The organism is Variovorax sp. Soil_C_33, from assembly GCF_057656935.1.
This window is the reverse complement of sequence record NZ_JBDGJK010000007.1, coordinates 290,846-305,180: the sequence shown is the minus strand read 5'-3', so window position 1 is coordinate 305,180 and position 14,335 is coordinate 290,846. Positions and strand designations below refer to the sequence as shown.

General features: G+C 67.6%; 13 protein-coding genes. 3 read left to right on the top strand and 10 right to left on the bottom strand.

Translation table 11 applies throughout. The features are described 5' to 3' along the window. Positions 1 to 707: 707 nt before the first annotated feature. On the top strand, positions 708 to 1,043 hold the full coding sequence (locus AC3A6B_RS13855) for a hypothetical protein (RefSeq protein WP_487837261.1): 336 nt from the start codon (positions 708 to 710) through the stop codon (positions 1,041 to 1,043). A gap of 57 nt (positions 1,044 to 1,100) precedes the next feature. Here AC3A6B_RS13855 and tcuC read toward each other — a convergent pair whose 3' ends face one another. From tcuC to AC3A6B_RS13825, 6 genes are all read right to left on the bottom strand, one after another. Then, positions 1,101 to 2,399: a tricarballylate/proton symporter TcuC gene (gene tcuC / locus AC3A6B_RS13850; RefSeq protein WP_487837260.1), complete on the bottom strand. Its 1,299-nt coding sequence runs from the start codon at positions 2,397 to 2,399 to the stop codon at positions 1,101 to 1,103. Positions 2,400 to 2,448: 49 nt separating this feature from the next. Further along, positions 2,449 to 5,172 carry a CoA-binding protein gene (locus tag AC3A6B_RS13845; RefSeq protein ID WP_487837259.1) on the bottom strand — a complete coding sequence of 908 codons (2,724 nt, stop codon included), beginning with the start codon at positions 5,170 to 5,172 and terminating at the stop codon, positions 2,449 to 2,451. Positions 5,173 to 5,188: 16 nt separating this feature from the next. Continuing rightward, positions 5,189 to 6,496, bottom strand: a complete 1,308-nt coding sequence (locus tag AC3A6B_RS13840; RefSeq protein ID WP_487837258.1) for an ATP citrate lyase citrate-binding domain-containing protein — start codon at positions 6,494 to 6,496, stop codon at positions 5,189 to 5,191. Positions 6,497 to 6,600: 104 nt separating this feature from the next. Next, positions 6,601 to 7,497 (bottom strand): bile acid:sodium symporter family protein, encoded by an 897-nt coding sequence (locus AC3A6B_RS13835; protein WP_487837257.1) that lies wholly within the window; start codon positions 7,495 to 7,497, stop codon positions 6,601 to 6,603. A gap of 7 nt (positions 7,498 to 7,504) precedes the next feature. Then, positions 7,505 to 8,272: a class II aldolase/adducin family protein gene (locus AC3A6B_RS13830; RefSeq protein WP_487837256.1), complete on the bottom strand. Its 768-nt coding sequence runs from the start codon at positions 8,270 to 8,272 to the stop codon at positions 7,505 to 7,507. A 20-nt stretch (positions 8,273 to 8,292) separates the two neighbouring features. Then, the gene (locus tag AC3A6B_RS13825) at positions 8,293 to 8,883 is read right to left on the bottom strand and encodes an HD domain-containing protein (protein WP_487837255.1); all 591 of its coding nucleotides are present in this window, start codon (positions 8,881 to 8,883) and stop codon (positions 8,293 to 8,295) included. Between the two features lie 148 nt (positions 8,884 to 9,031). On the opposite strand from AC3A6B_RS13825, the gene AC3A6B_RS13820 reads away from it, so the two are divergent. Then, a complete protein-coding gene (locus AC3A6B_RS13820) occupies positions 9,032 to 9,706 on the top strand; it encodes a Crp/Fnr family transcriptional regulator (protein ID WP_487837254.1) in 675 nt (224 codons plus the stop codon). Here AC3A6B_RS13820 and AC3A6B_RS13815 read toward each other — a convergent pair. Beyond that, complete coding sequence (locus AC3A6B_RS13815) at positions 9,703 to 10,881, bottom strand: ABC transporter substrate-binding protein (RefSeq protein ID WP_487837253.1); 1,179 nt, start codon at positions 10,879 to 10,881, stop codon at positions 9,703 to 9,705. The two genes, AC3A6B_RS13820 and AC3A6B_RS13815, sit on opposite strands and share 4 nt — an antisense overlap. 215 nt (positions 10,882 to 11,096) lie before the next feature. Between AC3A6B_RS13815 and AC3A6B_RS13810 the strand changes: the two genes are divergently transcribed. After that, positions 11,097 to 11,528: a hypothetical protein gene (locus AC3A6B_RS13810; protein WP_487837252.1), complete on the top strand. Its 432-nt coding sequence runs from the start codon at positions 11,097 to 11,099 to the stop codon at positions 11,526 to 11,528. Between the two features lie 12 nt (positions 11,529 to 11,540). Here AC3A6B_RS13810 and trmB read toward each other — a convergent pair whose 3' ends face one another. Genes trmB through AC3A6B_RS13795 form a run of 3 tightly spaced genes read right to left on the bottom strand, consistent with a single transcriptional unit; the run spans position 11,541 to position 14,265 of the window. Further along, a complete protein-coding gene (gene trmB / locus AC3A6B_RS13805; protein WP_487837251.1) occupies positions 11,541 to 12,281 on the bottom strand; it encodes a tRNA (guanosine(46)-N7)-methyltransferase TrmB in 741 nt (246 codons plus the stop codon). Next, positions 12,281 to 13,195, bottom strand: coding sequence for a tRNA glutamyl-Q(34) synthetase GluQRS (gene gluQRS, locus AC3A6B_RS13800; protein WP_487837250.1), 915 nt, complete (start codon positions 13,193 to 13,195; stop codon positions 12,281 to 12,283). The genes trmB and gluQRS overlap by 1 nt, the downstream gene beginning before the upstream one ends. After that, positions 13,192 to 14,265 (bottom strand): NAD(P)/FAD-dependent oxidoreductase, encoded by a 1,074-nt coding sequence (locus AC3A6B_RS13795; protein ID WP_487837249.1) that lies wholly within the window; start codon positions 14,263 to 14,265, stop codon positions 13,192 to 13,194. Before AC3A6B_RS13795 ends, gluQRS begins: the two co-directional genes overlap by 4 nt. Between the last annotated feature and the right edge of the window lie 70 nt (positions 14,266 to 14,335).

Genomic DNA, 14,335 nt, shown 5'->3' with positions numbered 1-14,335 from the left:
TTGGCCTTGAGCCAGGCGCTGCGCGCTTCGTCGACCAGCACGTCGCGCAGCAGTTCCTCCAGATGGCCGTGCTTGACACCGAAGGCCAGCGCGAGCCTGACCAACGGACGCACGACGCGTGCGCAAGCCGCCAGGACCCAGGCAAGTTGGCCTTCTGTGATCTGTGCCTTGTCGCCGGGCAATGGGTCCTCGGAAAGTGATGGGCTTTAACGCCCAGTTACCAACTGGACAACGACTTGAGTCGCTGTCTTACAAAAAAACGTGCATCACTATAAGACAAGAGCACTACAGATGTGAAGATTTCACATAGAAGGTGCTTCTCAGGAGCGAAGAATGTCAAAGCCTGTCACACATAGCAAGAAAAAGTTCACGACGTGGAGGAGCGGCCGGCCGGGCGTTGCGTGGCGACGCAGCACGGCGGCGCGGCCAGTCCCGATTGCTCCCCATGAAATGAGCGCGCATCGGGCCTTTGCTGCAGCAACCCACGTCAGGAAAGCGATACAGGTCCGCATCGCTCGCGCCTTCCGGAGGCACATCGAGGGTGCGGGGCGCGGGCCCACGGACACAGAGTTGCTGATGTTCGCGAGACTCGCGGTCGCGGAGCAACGATTGGGACGCAGCCTCGCGCAAGCCAAGGCGGACCGGTACTGCGGCACCGTGCAAGCCTTCGGTGAACCTGCATCTGTCCTTCGTCGAGGAGAGCATCCATGACTGCTTCTTCTGTTTCTTTGGGCGAGCCTCCGGCCGCCTCATCGGGCGTCGCCTTCGGAAACCTCATCGATCTGGCGAGGTTGCAATCAGGCCATGCCTCAGCGGAGATCTGCGAGGCCTGCAGCACCATCAACATGGGTTCTGCGCGGTTCTGCAAATGCTGTTCGCACAAGCTGCCGGCCTTCTACGCAAGCAGGGATTCGGGCGAAAAGGTGGCGCCGCCGAAGAAGCCGCGCATCGTGCTGAAGCGGGCATGGGCGTTGGACTTTGCGGCTTTCTGGCTCGTGATCAATTCGCTTGTCATCGTCACGAAGTTCATCCCCGTTCCATAGCCGCTCCGGTTGCGGTGCTGACGGCGGCCCCGGGAGGCGACTAGGTCCGGGCTCGGATCACCGTCCCGGCCTGGCCCGGTACAGCGCCAGCGTCGCAAGCAGGCCGCAGACCGCCGCGAAGCTCATCCAACAGGCTGGCGCTGCCTTGTCCGCAGTCGCGTCGATGAACCAGGTCGACACGGCCGGCGTGAAGCCGCCGAAGATCGCAGTCGCGAGGCTGTAGGCCAGCGAGAAGCCGACCACGCGCACCTGCACCGGCATCACTTCGGTGAGCGCGACCACCATCGCGCCGTTGTACATGCCGAACAGGAAGGAGAACCACAAAAGCACGTCCAGCATGCGGCCGAAGCTCGGCGCTGCCGCCAGCCAGGACATGGCCGGATAGGCGGTGAGGATCGCCAGCACGGTCATCGCGATCAAGAGCGGCTTGCGGCCGATGCGATCGGAGAGCGCGCCGCCCACCGGCAGCCAGATGAAGTTGGCGACGGCGACCAGCAGCGTGACGACCAGGCTGTCCTTCGCGCTCAGGTGCAGCACCGTGCGGCCGAAGGTCGGCGTGTAGACCGTGATCAGGTAGAAGGTGGCGGTGGTCATCGCCACCAGCAGCATGCCGGCGAATACGATGCGCCAGTTCTGCCGCATCGATGCGGCGAGCTCGCGCGTCGTCGGATGGTGCTTGCGGGCCTGGAAGTCCCCGGTCTCCTGCAGCGAGCGGCGCAGCATGAAGATGCACGGAATGATCGCGCAGCCGACGAAGAAGGGCACGCGCCAGCCCCAGCCGGCCAGCGTTTCGGGGCTCATGAATTCGTTGAGCGCAAAGCCCAGCGCCGCGGCGAGCACGATCGCGACCTGCTGGCTGGCCGACTGCCAGGCGGTGTAGAAGCCCTTGTGCCCGGGCGTGGCCATCTCCGACAGATAGACCGAGACGCCGCCCAGCTCGGCTCCGGCCGAGAAGCCCTGCAGCAGGCGGCCCAGCAGCACCAGGGCCGGTGCGAGCAAACCGATCGTGGCATAGCCCGGCACGAAGGCGATCAGCACCGTGCCGCTGGCCATGATCGCGAGCGTGACGATCAGACCCTTGCGGCGTCCGACCTCGTCGATGTAGGCGCCGAGGACGATGGCGCCCAGCGGCCGCATCAGGAAGCCGGCGCCGAACACCGCGAAGGTCAGCATCAGCGAGGCGAAGTCGCTGCCGGCGGGAAAGAAGGCTTTCGCGATGTAGGTCGCATAGAAGCCGAACAGAAAGAAGTCGAACTGCTCGAGGAAGTTGCCGCTGGTGACGCGGAGCACCGCGCCGAGCTTGGAGCCTTGTTGAACGGCCGCGGGCGCGCCGTCGGCCAGGATGGCTGTGGTCATGAAGGATCGTGCCTGCGGCACGCTGACCAGAGCCTGAACAGGCGCCCGCTCAGGCGACGAACTTGCAGAGCGACGCCGCGGTGCGCGTGTCCATGTTGCGTCCGCGGTTCAGGTGGTCGTCGATCTCGGCGGCGCAGCCCAGCATGCGCGGGTAGAGAAAGATCGTGAAGGCCGCAGTCTCGAGCTCACGCTCGCCGATCTCGCCGGACTGCAGCGGCTGCCACAGCATCTTCAACAGCAAGGCCGCGATCACCGCGTCGACGTTCACGCAGTAGACGTTGCGCGAGACGCCGGCGTCGAAGAGCTGCTGCACCAGCGCGCGATAGAAATCGTGGAACACGTTGCAGTCGCCGCGTGCCTCCTGCAGCTTCGCAATGAAGACTTCCCGCGGATCGAAGTTGACCGGCTTGTCCTTGAACACCGGATGGTTCACGCCGGGCAGCTTGGCGATGTCGAGGCTGCCCACTGTCTTCTTCTGGCTCTTGTATTGCGCGTACTGCTCCACCGCGCGCGCGGCCAGCGCCTTCAGGTCGATGCCATGGTCCCTGGCGCTCGGGTCCTTCAGGCCGCTCGCCTTGAACTGCTCGTTGAGGTAGGCGATGCCCTCATAGCCGTTGCCGCCGTGCGCGTAGCCGGTGTGCGTCAGAAAGCCCACCAGTGCCTTGTTGAGCTGCACGCGCTCGGGCTGCTCGGGCCCGTCGGCCGACACGGCACCCTTGGCACCCTGCGCCGAGATCGCGCCGGGGCCGTTGGTCAGCAGCAGGCCGACCAGCGTCTGGAAGGCGAACAGGTCCTGCTCGCCCGGCGTGTGGCCCAGCAGCGCCGCGAAGGCGATCTCGCCCAGACTCAGGCTTCCCAGCATCTGCTCTTGCGCGATGCCGCAGAAGCGTCCGGGCTCGTGCCGCGAAGCCTCGGCCGAAGCGCCGATCAGCGTGCCGAACAGCTGCAGCCACCACGGGAAGTTCTGGGCCGTGATGAGCGAGATGCGCTTGCGCGAGAGCGGGCCCCAGGCCAGCGTGGCCGAGATCGCGGCCAGCACCGCGGCTTCGGTCGGATGGCCCGGTTGGCTTTGCAGCCAGCGCAGGAACACCGAGCGCGCACCGCGCGCCTGGACGCCGGCGATCAGGGCTTGCGCACGGGCATCGGGTGTATCGGTCGTGAGCTCGGGCGGGTCCGAGGCGTCGACCTTGGCGATGTCGAAGTCTTCGCTCAGCGAGGCGCCGAACTCGGTGCCGAGGCCCGCGGCATGGAAGCGTTCGAGCATAAACTTGAGCGCGGCGCGCGCGGCCTGCTGGCGCTTCGGCCCGACGATGGCGGCCGCCGCCGCCAGCACCGCGTTCGGTGCATTGCCGGCCTCGCGGCTTGCTTCGGCCGCCGCGAGTTCCGGCCGGCTGTGCAGGTTGACGTAGGCCGCGACCGCGGGCGCGATCAGCTTGCGGTCGTTCTCGCCGCCGGCGTCGTGCACCAGCGCCAGCGCGACGTTCGATTCCAGCGGCAGCGTGGCCGCGTCGAGCATGCTGGTGCCGTGCAGGCTGCTAACCTGCGTCTTCGCGTCCATCTGGGAGGCGCCGGATGCATCCTTCATGGCCTGGCGCGGCACCACGCCGCCGATTTGCGTGTTGAGCAGCGCCACCTGTGCGTTGTAGGGCGCGACCGCCTCCACCACCGGCAGGCGAAGCTCGTCGGGCAGATCCAGCCCTTCGTCGGAACCGAACCAGGGTTTGAGCGCAAGGTTCCCTTCGGCCGCGAAGTCGGGCATGGTGGCATTGGCGCGCATCACGGCCGTGAGCGCGGCCGGGATGTGGGCGATGTTGGTCACCAGCGCACCCTTGGCCGAGAACACCGGGTTGTCGGGCGTGAAGATCGCGTCGACGCCGAACTTGTCCATGAACCAGCGTTCCTTGGCCAGCGCGTCGTCCGAACCGCCGGCCATCGCGCCGGCATGGCCGACCGCGCGCGTGAGCTTGCTCTTCCAGCGGCCCACCACGCAGGCCACCACCGGCTTGGTGAACTGGGCATCGAACTCGTAGTAGCCGCCCGGCTCGCAGTAGAGCACCGCGGCCTTGCTGCGCGCATCGTTGGCCAGCGCAAAGGCGAACTCGGGCGCAGCGTAGTGGATGTAGACGTCCTTGCCTGACGAGATGACGGTGGTGGTGCCCCAGCCCGCCATGCGCAGGTACTGCGCGATGGTGGTCGAGAAGCCGCCCGAGTTGGAGAAGATCGCGATCGAGCCCGGCCTGAGCGAATCGCCGGGCTTGTCGCCGCCCAGGGCGCCGCCGATGCGCACCTGGTTCCACGAGTCGGCCACGCCGAGACCGTTGGCGCCGAAGATGTCGATGCCGTTCTGCTGGCCCATGGCGCGAATCTCGCGCGCGTCGTGCACCGCGATCTTCTCGGTGATGATGAAGATCTTGCGCAGGTCGGGGTTGACGCGGATCAGCTCGGCCACGCCGTCGCGCGCGGCCGAGGGCGGCAGGTAGACCACGCCGCAGTTGAAGCGGTGTCCCGCGGCCAGCGCGTCGCGCACGTTGTTGTAGACCGGGATGTTGCCGATGCTCGTCTCGAGCACGGAGCCGCCCTTGCCGGGCGCCGTGCCGCACACGACGTTGCCACCGGAGTACGCATGGCTCACCGGCGTCACTTCGCTCGATTCACCGCCCAGGATGTTGAGCACGCAGACGCGGTCGTCGCGCGATGCCACCTGCGTGAGCGAGCTGATGCCGACGTGGTACTTGAAGTCGCCGACGCCTTTTTTCTGCCAGTTGGCTTGCATGGTGATCTCTCCTGCGTCAGTCGGCGTTGGCGTTGGCGTTGGCGGTGGCGGGGGCCTGGATGCCGAGCCGGGCCGCGATCTGCTCGCGCCCGCCGTCCTTCATCCAGTTGTTGACCTTCTTCGCGAACTGGATCACCTCGCTCATGTCGGAGTCGAAGCCGAACAGGCGATAGGGCAGGCCCAGCGCATCGCAGGTGTCGCGCAGGGCGCCCATGCCGCGCACCAGGTTCGGCCCGCCGCGGCCCAGCACCACGTAGAGCGGCGTCGGCCCGTGCTGGCTGAAGTGCTCGCGCAGCGCGTCGGCCATGGCGCGCAGGGTCTCGAAGATGTCGGTGTTGTTGCTCTTGCCGCCGATGATGAAAAGCACGTTGGCCTGCTTCAACCAGTGCTTGAAGCAGATGCGTGCCACCTCCTTCATCTTCTCGTAGGGCGGGTTGCCGCCGAAGTCGGAACTGATGATCGCGTCGTCGCCCAGCATCTCGGTCACCAGCGAATTGGCGCCGCCGCCGAAGGTCGGGGCCAGCACCGTGCCGCGCTCGTTGATCACGTAGACGTCGCTCTGGCCCTGGTGCGTGCGCAGCGTGTTGATCTCCTGCTCGAAGTCGGAGTAGTCGGCCGCGAACAAGTGCGGCGGCAGCCCCAGGCGCAGCCAGCGCGGGTCGTCGCGGTCGAAGCCGCACTTGAAGTCGCAGGCCACCGGCGTGAGGCGGCCCTTCTTGTCCTCGCGCATGCGGATCGGGTTGAGCTCCAGCGTGGTCATGCCGAAGTCGTGGAACAGCTCCCACAGCTTGGGCAGCTGCTGGACCAGCGGCGAGATGATCTCCTTGGGCGCCCCGATCTCGGTCAGCGCATTGGCCACCACGAAGGCCTTGAGGCCCGTGAGCGGATCGAAGGGCACCATCGCGACCTGAGTCTTGTCGAGCTCCTCGATGTCCATGCCGCCCATGTGCGTGAGCGTCATGGTCGGCGCGCGGAAGCGCGTGGAGTCGCTGATCGAGAAGTAGACCTCGTGCTTGGCCGGCACGCCGGCCTCGAAGGTCACGCCGTTGGCCTTGGCCTTCACATGGCCGACCGTGTGCTCGGCGAAATAGAGGCGCTCCTTCTCGGCCAGCGCGGTCTTCAGATCGGTGGCGCGGCCCAGCAGGCCGGCCTTGCCCTTCTTGCCGATGCCGCCCTTGAAGACCGGCTTGACGAAGATGAGCCCGTACTTGTCGATCAGCGCCTTGATCTCTTCTTCGCTGGCCGCGGGGCCCAGCACCTCGGTGGAGGGAAAGCCCGCGAACTGCAGCAGCCGCGCGCCGTGCAACATACCCGTGATCTGCATGTCGATGTCTCCTGGTGTGCGCGAACTGCGCCGTGGGCATCCAGCGTCGCGATGCCCCTGGAGAAATCGTAGAAACCGAAGCTGTCGATCCGCCGTCAGTGCGATCAGGGTTTGTACGGGGCCGCCGCCGGCTCGAGCGCAGGCGCCTTGCTGCGCCGGAGCACGCCCCAGCCGAAGAGCGGCGCCGTGACGTACATCACCACCGAATAGATCGCGGCCGGCAGCGCCAGCTGGTAGCTGCCGAGCACGCTGAGCGCGACGAAGATCGCGAGCGTCGAGTTGTGGATGCCGATCTCGTAGCTGATCGCGGTGGCGAGCGCCTTGTCGAGTCCGGCCGCACGGCTCAGGTAATAGCCGGCGAGCAGGCTCAGCAGGTTGAACAGCACCACCGCCGGGCCGATTTGGGCGAAGGCCGTGCTGAGCGAATTCCATTCCTTCGCGATGGCCAGTACCGTGACGACGGCGAGGACCAGCGCGCTGAAGACCTTGACAGGTTTTTCCATGCGCGCCGAGAAGCCCGGCCGGCGCGACGCGACGAACATGCCGAGCAGCACCGGCAGCAGAACGATGCCGATCACCTCGACCAGCTTGCCGGTCTGCAGCGGTACCACCTGCCCGCTCTTCGCGAAGTGGTCGATGGACCAGTTGGCGATCAGCGGCAGCGTGACGATCGAGAGCGCAGTGTTGACCGCGGTGAGCGAGATGTTCATCGCCACGTTGCCGCCGAACAGGTGCGAGAACAGGTTGGCTGAGATGCCGCCCGGCGAGGCTGCCAGCAGCATCAGCCCGATGGCGAACACGGGCGGCAGTCCGAAGCCGACCACGATCGCATAGCAGGCAAGTGGCAGCGCGACCACCTGCAGGCCGAGTGCGACGCTCACCGCTTTCGGATGGCGCAGCAGGCGCTGGAAGTCGGCCACGGAGAGCGAGAGCCCGAGGCCGAACATCACCAGCGCGAGCGCGCCGAACAGGAAGCGCGTGACGATCAGGGTGCCGTCCATCGCAGTCTTACTGCTTGTAGCCGGCGTCGATGCGATCGAGCTTGCGAATGAGCGAAGGCCAGACGAAGGCGCCGCCCAGGCCGCCGGTCTGCACCTTCATCGCCTGGCCCACGCCCTCGACGATCTGTGGATTCACCTGCGTGAGCTCGCTGCCGCCGGACTGCGCGGCGATCTGGATCTGGCAGGTGGTCTCGAAGACGTACATCGAGAGGAAGGCGTCGGCAATGGTCTTGCCCACGGTGAGCAGGCCATGGTTGCGCAGCATCAGGAAGTTGGCCTCGCCCATGTCGGCCTGCAGGCGCGGTTTCTCATCGTCGCGGAAGGCCACGCCCTCGTAGTCGTGATAGGCCAGCGAGGCCAGCACGAAGGTCGACTGCTGGCTGATCGGCAGCACGCCGTTCTTCTGCGCGCTCACCGCGATGCCGGCACGCGTGTGGGTGTGCAGCACGCACTGGATGTCTTCGCGGGCCGCATGCACCGCGCTGTGGATCACGAAGCCGGCCGGGTTCACGGGGTAGGGCGAGTCGATGATCTTGTTGCAGTCCTGGTCGACCTTGATCAGGCTCGATGCCGTGATCTCGTCGAACATCAGGCCGTAGGGGTTGATCAGGAAGTGATGCTCGGGCCCGGGCACGCGCGCGCTGATGTGCGTGAAGACCAGGTCGCTCCAGCCGTACAGCGCCACCAGCCGGTAGCAGGCCGCGAGGTCGACGCGCAGCTGCCACTCTTCGGCGGAGACGAGCTTCTGGATTTCGGATTGGGCGTTGGCGTTCATGGAGCTTCCTTCGAGGTGGATCAGGGGGTGGCCTCGCGCTGCAGCGCGGCCTTGTAGATGCTTTGACGCGGCTGCGCCATCACGCGGCGCAACATCGGCTCGAACTCGCCGATCGGCAGCGTCTCGGCCTTCGGGTCGAAGGCCGGGTTGTCGTAGAGCTCGCAGAACTCCGCGGTGCGCTCGTAGTTCGGATGGTTCCTGAAGTTGTCGCGCAGGTTGCGGTCGAGCCCGATGTGATGGAAGAAGTAGTGGCCCTGGAAGATGCCGTGGTTCTGCACCATCCAGTGGTTCTCCTCGCGTACGAAGGGCTTCAGGATCGCGGCCGCGATGTCGGGATGGTTGAAGGAGCCCAGCGTGTCGCCGATGTCGTGCAGGAGCGCGCACACCACGTACTCCTCGTCGCGTCCGTCGCGCAGGGCGCGCGTGGCGGTCTGCAGCGAGTGGGTGTAGCGATCGACCGGGAAGCCGCCGTAGTCGCCTTCGAGGATCTGCAGGTGCTTGATCACGCGCTCGGGCAGGCTGCTCGCAAACAGCATGAACTCGCCGCCGATCAGTTGCCAGTCTTCCCGCGTACTGTCCTGCATGCGGGTGAAGGTCGCTCTTGCGTTCATGGTGTTGTCTCCGTGGGGTGCGGCCCACTGTAGACCCGCGCTTGACCATCAACTGTCAAGAATTTGACAATCGAAGGCCCTGGTAAACCCCCGCACCCGCATGCCCCCCACGCCCCGACCGCGCCTCTCGGCAGCGCACCGCCGCACCATGGAAGCCAATCCTTGGTTCGCCTCGATGCCGCGCGCTCAGCGCGAGGCCTTGCTGGGCGCGGCCGACCTGGTTCATTTCCGGCGCGGTGCGATGCTGTTCCGCCAGGGCGATCCGGTGCGGGCGGCCGGCAGCGGCTTCTACGGACTCGCGGCCGGAACGATCAAGATCTCGACCTTGCGCCACGATGGGCGCGAGGCCATCCTGGCCGTGCTCGAGCCCGGCAACTGGTTCGGCGAGATCAGCCTCATCGACGGCTCGCCGCGCACCCACGATGCCACCGCGCTCGGCGCGCTCGACCTGCTGGTCGTGTCGCCCGAGACGTTCGCGCAGCAGATGCAGGGCCGGGCCTTCTCGCATGCGGTCGCGGCGCTGCTCGCGGCGCGGGTGCGGGGACTCTATGGATTGATGGAAGACGCCACCTTGCGCGACCTGCGCGCCCGCGTTGCGCGCCGGCTGCTGGTGCTGGCGCGCGGCGACGCGACGCAGTCGGCGCAGCTTCGCCGCCGCGTGAGCCTGCCGCAGGAGGCGCTCGCGATGATGTTGGGCGTGACGCGGCAGACGCTGTCGAAGGAGCTCAACGCGCTGGCGCAGGAGCGCGTGATCGCGCTGGGCTACGGCCGCATCGAGCTGTTGTCGCTCGATGCGCTGCAGCGCCTGGGCGGCACCGCCTAGCGCAATACGCGGCCGTCGGCCGTGATGCTGATCAGGTCGATGCTGCGCTGCGGATCGCGCAGGCCGGGGCGCAGGTTGATGCGGAAGCCGCCGACGTCGTAGTCCGTCATGCCAGCCATCACGCGCTGCAGGCTCGCGGACGTGAAGCCGCGGCCGGCGCGGCGAATCGCTTCGCCCGCGGCCTTGGCGGCGATGAAGCCTTCCATGCCTTCGTAGGAGGCCGTCTGGTCGGAGTTGTCGATGGCGGCGAGGTATTCCTTGACGATCGGGATGCCCGAGGGCCGCGGCGAGGGCACGACCTGCGAGATCACGATGCCGCCGATGTCCTTGCCCAGCGCCGCGTAGAGCGGATCGATGCCGACGATCGAAAAGGCCATGAAGGCGCCGGAATAGCCGCTCTTGCGCAGCTTGCGGATCACGTTGGCCGTGGTGCCCGAGAGCGACACCAGCACGATGGCCTGCGGGTTCTGCTTCTGCACCGCGGCAAGCGCCGCGTCGAGCTTGTCTCCGGCAGCGGGCACCAGCGCGCTCGCCGCCAGGGACCCCAGCTTCTGATCGGTCATGGCCTGCTGCACGGCTGCGAGGCCGGCGCGGCCCATGGCGTCGTCGTCGCCGACCAGCGCGATGCGCGTCTGCCCGACGGTGGCGCACTGGCGCACGATCTTGAAGGCTTCGTCGGCCATGCTGGGGCGCACGTGGAACACGTTCGGATGCGCGGCGGCGCGCAGGCTATCCGCAGCGGCGAAGGGCGCGAACAGCTGCGTGCCCTGCTGCGCGGCCGCGGCGGCACCGGCCTCGCTGCTGGCGGTGCCGACGAAGCCGAACAGCATGTCGGCCTTGTCATTGGTGAGCAGGGTGCGCGCATTGGCGGCGGCGCGCGCGGCGTCGTAGCCGTCGTCGAGTTGCAGCAGCTTCAGATGAATGCCGCCGGCGGCGTGAGTCTCGTTGAAATGGGTCGCATAGAGCCTGCAGCCGGCGGCAAAGGCGAGGCCGATCTCGCTGGCAGCGCCCGTCAGCGGCACCGATTGTCCGAGGACCACCGTGCGCGCCGAGCCTGCCGCCGCCGCAGGCGCGCGGGCGGTCTGCGCCCGGCCGATCGTGCTCGCGCCGAGACCGCCGCCGAGCAGCAGAGTTGCGCCCATCCTGCCCAAACAAAGCCTGCGTGACAGAGCCATAAGACACCTTTCGATACATCAATCAGAAAAATGTAGCAATTTCGATGCCTCATACGAAGGTAGTAAGTCACGTTGAGCCGGTTTGCTCGGGCTCAGCGACGCCGGGGTGTTAACTTTTGTTTTTGAAAAGAAAAGCGTGCTTTTTGCACGCGGCGAAAGCGCGCTCCGATGGCAACATCCTTGTCGATCCGGGGCTCATGTCCCCGGCAACCGACATGAAGAAAAAGCCATCCGATATCGCCTTGCTGGAAAGCGCGCTCGCCACCATCGAACAGGTGCTGGCCCGTGCCGACAGCGACATGCAGGGAGCGCCGTACGACGGCCCCACCGCCAACATGCCGCTGGACGTCCTGCATTCGAACAAGCCGTCCGAAGACGGCCGTTTCCGCACCAGTGCCGCGCAGTCGGCCATCGGCATCTGCCTCGGCTCCGCGGCCGCGTTGATCGACGTCAGCCAGGCACTGATGAACCGTTCCGTCGATTGCTCGCCGCAAACGCTGGAGCGCGAATGGCAGATGCTGATCGCCCACACCAAGATGGCCAGCCGCTCGGCTTATCGCGCGGCGCTCATCATGGCCGCACAGAAGCACCTGCTGGCCGCGCAGGGCGAGGCGCAGACCGACGACGTGTACCGCGTCGCCTACTGAACAGGCCCTTGTTCAGGCGCGCTCGAACACCACGTCCCATACGCCGTGGCCCAGCTTGAGGCCGCGGTTCTCGAACTTGGTGAGCGGCCGGTAGTCCGGCTTGGGCGCGTAGCCCGCCGCCGTGTTGCGCAACAGCGGCTCCTGCGCCAGCACCTCGAGCATCTGCTCGGCGTAGGGCTGCCAGTCGGTCGCGCAATGCAGGTAGCCCCCGGGTGCGAGCCGGTCGGCCAGCTTGCGCACGAAGGGCGCCTGGATCAGCCGGCGCTTGTTGTGCCGCGTCTTGTGCCACGGGTCCGGAAAGAACACGTGCACGCCGGCCAGCATGCCGGGCACGAGCATATGGTCGATGACATCGACCGCATCGTGGGCGCAGATGCGGATGTTCCCGAGCTGCTGTTCGCCGATGCGCTTGAGCAGCGCACCGACGCCGGGTTCGTGCACCTCGCAGCACAGGAAATTCTTCTCGGGCTGGAGCGCCGCGATGTGCGCGGTGGCCTCGCCCATGCCGAAGCCGATCTCCAGCACGGTCGGCGCAACGCGGCCGAAGGCGGCGGCAATGTCCAGCGGCTGGGGGCGGTAGGGCAGGAGGAACAGCGGTCCGAGTTCGGCGAAGGCGCGCGCCTGGCCCTCGGTGGTCCGGCCGGCGCGCTTGACGAAGCTCTTCAGGCGGCGATGCAGGGGATGCGGCGGGGTTTCTTCGTCGGAAGCGGGCGCGGCGGGATCGCGCGCGGGGTCGGTGGCAGGCAGGGTCATCAGGGGGAGGGATTGTAGAGAGCCCGCCAGCCGGCGACCCATCCGGCCAGTGCGCCTGCGGGTGTCGAAGCGGTGGTGGCCTCGAGGCCCAGCGTGTGCGCCGCGGTGTCGAGGGCCGCGAGCGCTGCGGCGGGCGCACCGGTATCGAGCGGGGCGGCGCCGTTCTGCTTGGAGAGCTTCTCGCCGTCCGCGCCGAGCACCAGCGGCGTGTGCAGGTAGCTCGGCGTCGGCAGGCCGAGCGCGCGCTGCAGCAGGATCTGGCGCGCCGTGTTGTCGGCCAGGTCTTCGCCGCGCACCACGTCCGTCACGCCCTGGTCGGCATCGTCGACCACCACCGCGAGCTGGTAGGCCCAAGGGCCGTCGGCGCGCTTGAGCACGAAGTCGCCGACTTCCTGCGTCACGTCCTGGCATTGCAGGCCGATGCGGCGGTCGGTCCAGCACACGGCTTTCGATGCGCGCGCAGCTTCGAATCGCGTCGCTGCGAAGCGCCAGGCGCGCGCCGGCTTGCCGTGCAGGCCGTCGCGGCAGGTGCCGGGATAGACGCGTTCACCGTGCCGTGCGTGCGGCACGCCTTGCCGCGCCAGCGCCTCGTCGATGTCCTTGCGCGAGCAGCCGCAGGGATAGCTGAGGCCCAAGGTCTTCAGGTGATCGAGGGCGCGTGCGTAGAGCGCGGTGCGCTGCGTCTGCCAGGCCGGTGCGGCGTCGGGCACGAGGCCGCAGGCCGCGAGTTGCGAGAGGATGTGTTCGCCCATGCCGGGCAGGCAGCGCTCGGTGTCGGCGTCTTCGATGCGCACCAGCCAGCGCGCCTGCGGGCCGCGGGCACGCACGTCGAGCCAGCTGGCGAGCGCGGCGACCAGCGAGCCGGCATGTAGCGGCCCGGTGGGAGAAGGTGCAAACCGGCCGGTGGGTATCACGCCACTTTGAGCGCCAGCGAAAGTCCGGAGAGGAACGCGTCCTCGACACGGTGCCCGGTGCACCAGTCGCCGGCCACGCCGATGCGGGCCTTGGCGTCCCACAGGTGCGGCTTGCCGACCGGCACCTGGGTCTGGGCTTCGGGCCAGCAGCGCGCCTGCGCGTGCGAGGGCACGGCGCGGATGCCGGTGATTTCGGAGAAGGCGCGCAGCAGCTTGGCCTCGACGCGCGAGGCGTCGTCGCGCAGATGCTCGTGCGACCAGGCCGGGCTGGCCTGCAGCGTCCAGCGCTCGATGCGGTCACGCCCGGGCTTGGAGGATTCGCGCGCCAGCCAGGCCACGCGGTGGTGGGTGCTGCGCGCGGCGTTCCATTGCGGCCCGAGGTGGGAGAGGTTTGCCTGGTTGGCTTGCGGGAAGGCGATCATCAGCGTCCAGCAGGGTGCGATGCGCACTGCCTCGATCTTCTCGCTGATGTCGGTGGAGAGCTTGCCGCCATCGAGCAGGGCGCGCGTGCGGGCCGGCGGCACCGCCAGCAGCACGCCATCGAAACCCGAGTACACGTGCTGCGAATCGTCGGCGCCCGCGGTGCGCAGTTGCCAGCGCTTGCCGTCGAGCGCGTCACGTTCGATGGTCGTGACCTGGGTGCGCGTCACGAGCGCATCGCCCAGCGGCGCTGCCCAGTGCGCGACCAGTGCGTCCATGCCGGGCTGTGCGACCCAGTGCGGCTCGCGCGCCGGCAGGGCGGCCTCGGCGACGCGGCCGTGCGCGTCGAGCACGCGCACGAGGTTCGCGCTCCAGGGTTTGCAGATCTGCGGCACGGTTTGCAGCACGCGCGCAAAGCGCGGATCGCGCACGGTGAAGTACTGCGCGCCGCTGTCGAACTTGCCGAAGGGCGTGGATTCGCTTGCCATCCGGCCGCCGGCGGTGGCTTCGCGCTCGAACACGCTGACGCGGTGGCCGGCCTGCGCGAGGGTGCGGGCGCAGGCGACGCCCGCCATGCCGGCGCCGACGATGGCGTAGTGCCGTGAGGAGTTGGATCGGTGGCGGTCGGCGGTGGAGCGGGAGGTGGGCATGTTGGCGGTCTCGTTTCTGGTGGCGATTAAGGAGAACTCTAACCGGCTCGAAGTGGCAAGTCGGCAGGCC

What these genes read in the sequence shown, in the direction of transcription:
- trmB (WP_487837251.1), bottom strand. Translation starts at nt 12,281, where the DNA reads ATGACCCTGCCTGCCACCGACCCCGCGCGCGATCCCGCCGCGCCCGCT.
- AC3A6B_RS13835 (WP_487837257.1), bottom strand. Translation starts at nt 7,497, where the DNA reads ATGGACGGCACCCTGATCGTCACGCGCTTCCTGTTCGGCGCGCTCGCG.
- AC3A6B_RS13810 (WP_487837252.1), top strand. Translation starts at nt 11,097, where the DNA reads ATGAAGAAAAAGCCATCCGATATCGCCTTGCTGGAAAGCGCGCTCGCC.
- AC3A6B_RS13795 (WP_487837249.1), bottom strand. Translation starts at nt 14,265, where the DNA reads ATGCCCACCTCCCGCTCCACCGCCGACCGCCACCGATCCAACTCCTCA.
- AC3A6B_RS13855 (WP_487837261.1), top strand. Translation starts at nt 708, where the DNA reads ATGACTGCTTCTTCTGTTTCTTTGGGCGAGCCTCCGGCCGCCTCATCG.
- AC3A6B_RS13845 (WP_487837259.1), bottom strand. Translation starts at nt 5,172, where the DNA reads ATGCAAGCCAACTGGCAGAAAAAAGGCGTCGGCGACTTCAAGTACCAC.
- AC3A6B_RS13830 (WP_487837256.1), bottom strand. Translation starts at nt 8,272, where the DNA reads ATGAACGCCAACGCCCAATCCGAAATCCAGAAGCTCGTCTCCGCCGAA.
- AC3A6B_RS13815 (WP_487837253.1), bottom strand. Translation starts at nt 10,881, where the DNA reads ATGGCTCTGTCACGCAGGCTTTGTTTGGGCAGGATGGGCGCAACTCTG.
- AC3A6B_RS13840 (WP_487837258.1), bottom strand. Translation starts at nt 6,496, where the DNA reads ATGCAGATCACGGGTATGTTGCACGGCGCGCGGCTGCTGCAGTTCGCG.
- AC3A6B_RS13825 (WP_487837255.1), bottom strand. Translation starts at nt 8,883, where the DNA reads ATGAACGCAAGAGCGACCTTCACCCGCATGCAGGACAGTACGCGGGAA.
- AC3A6B_RS13820 (WP_487837254.1), top strand. Translation starts at nt 9,032, where the DNA reads ATGGAAGCCAATCCTTGGTTCGCCTCGATGCCGCGCGCTCAGCGCGAG.
- tcuC (WP_487837260.1), bottom strand. Translation starts at nt 2,399, where the DNA reads ATGACCACAGCCATCCTGGCCGACGGCGCGCCCGCGGCCGTTCAACAA.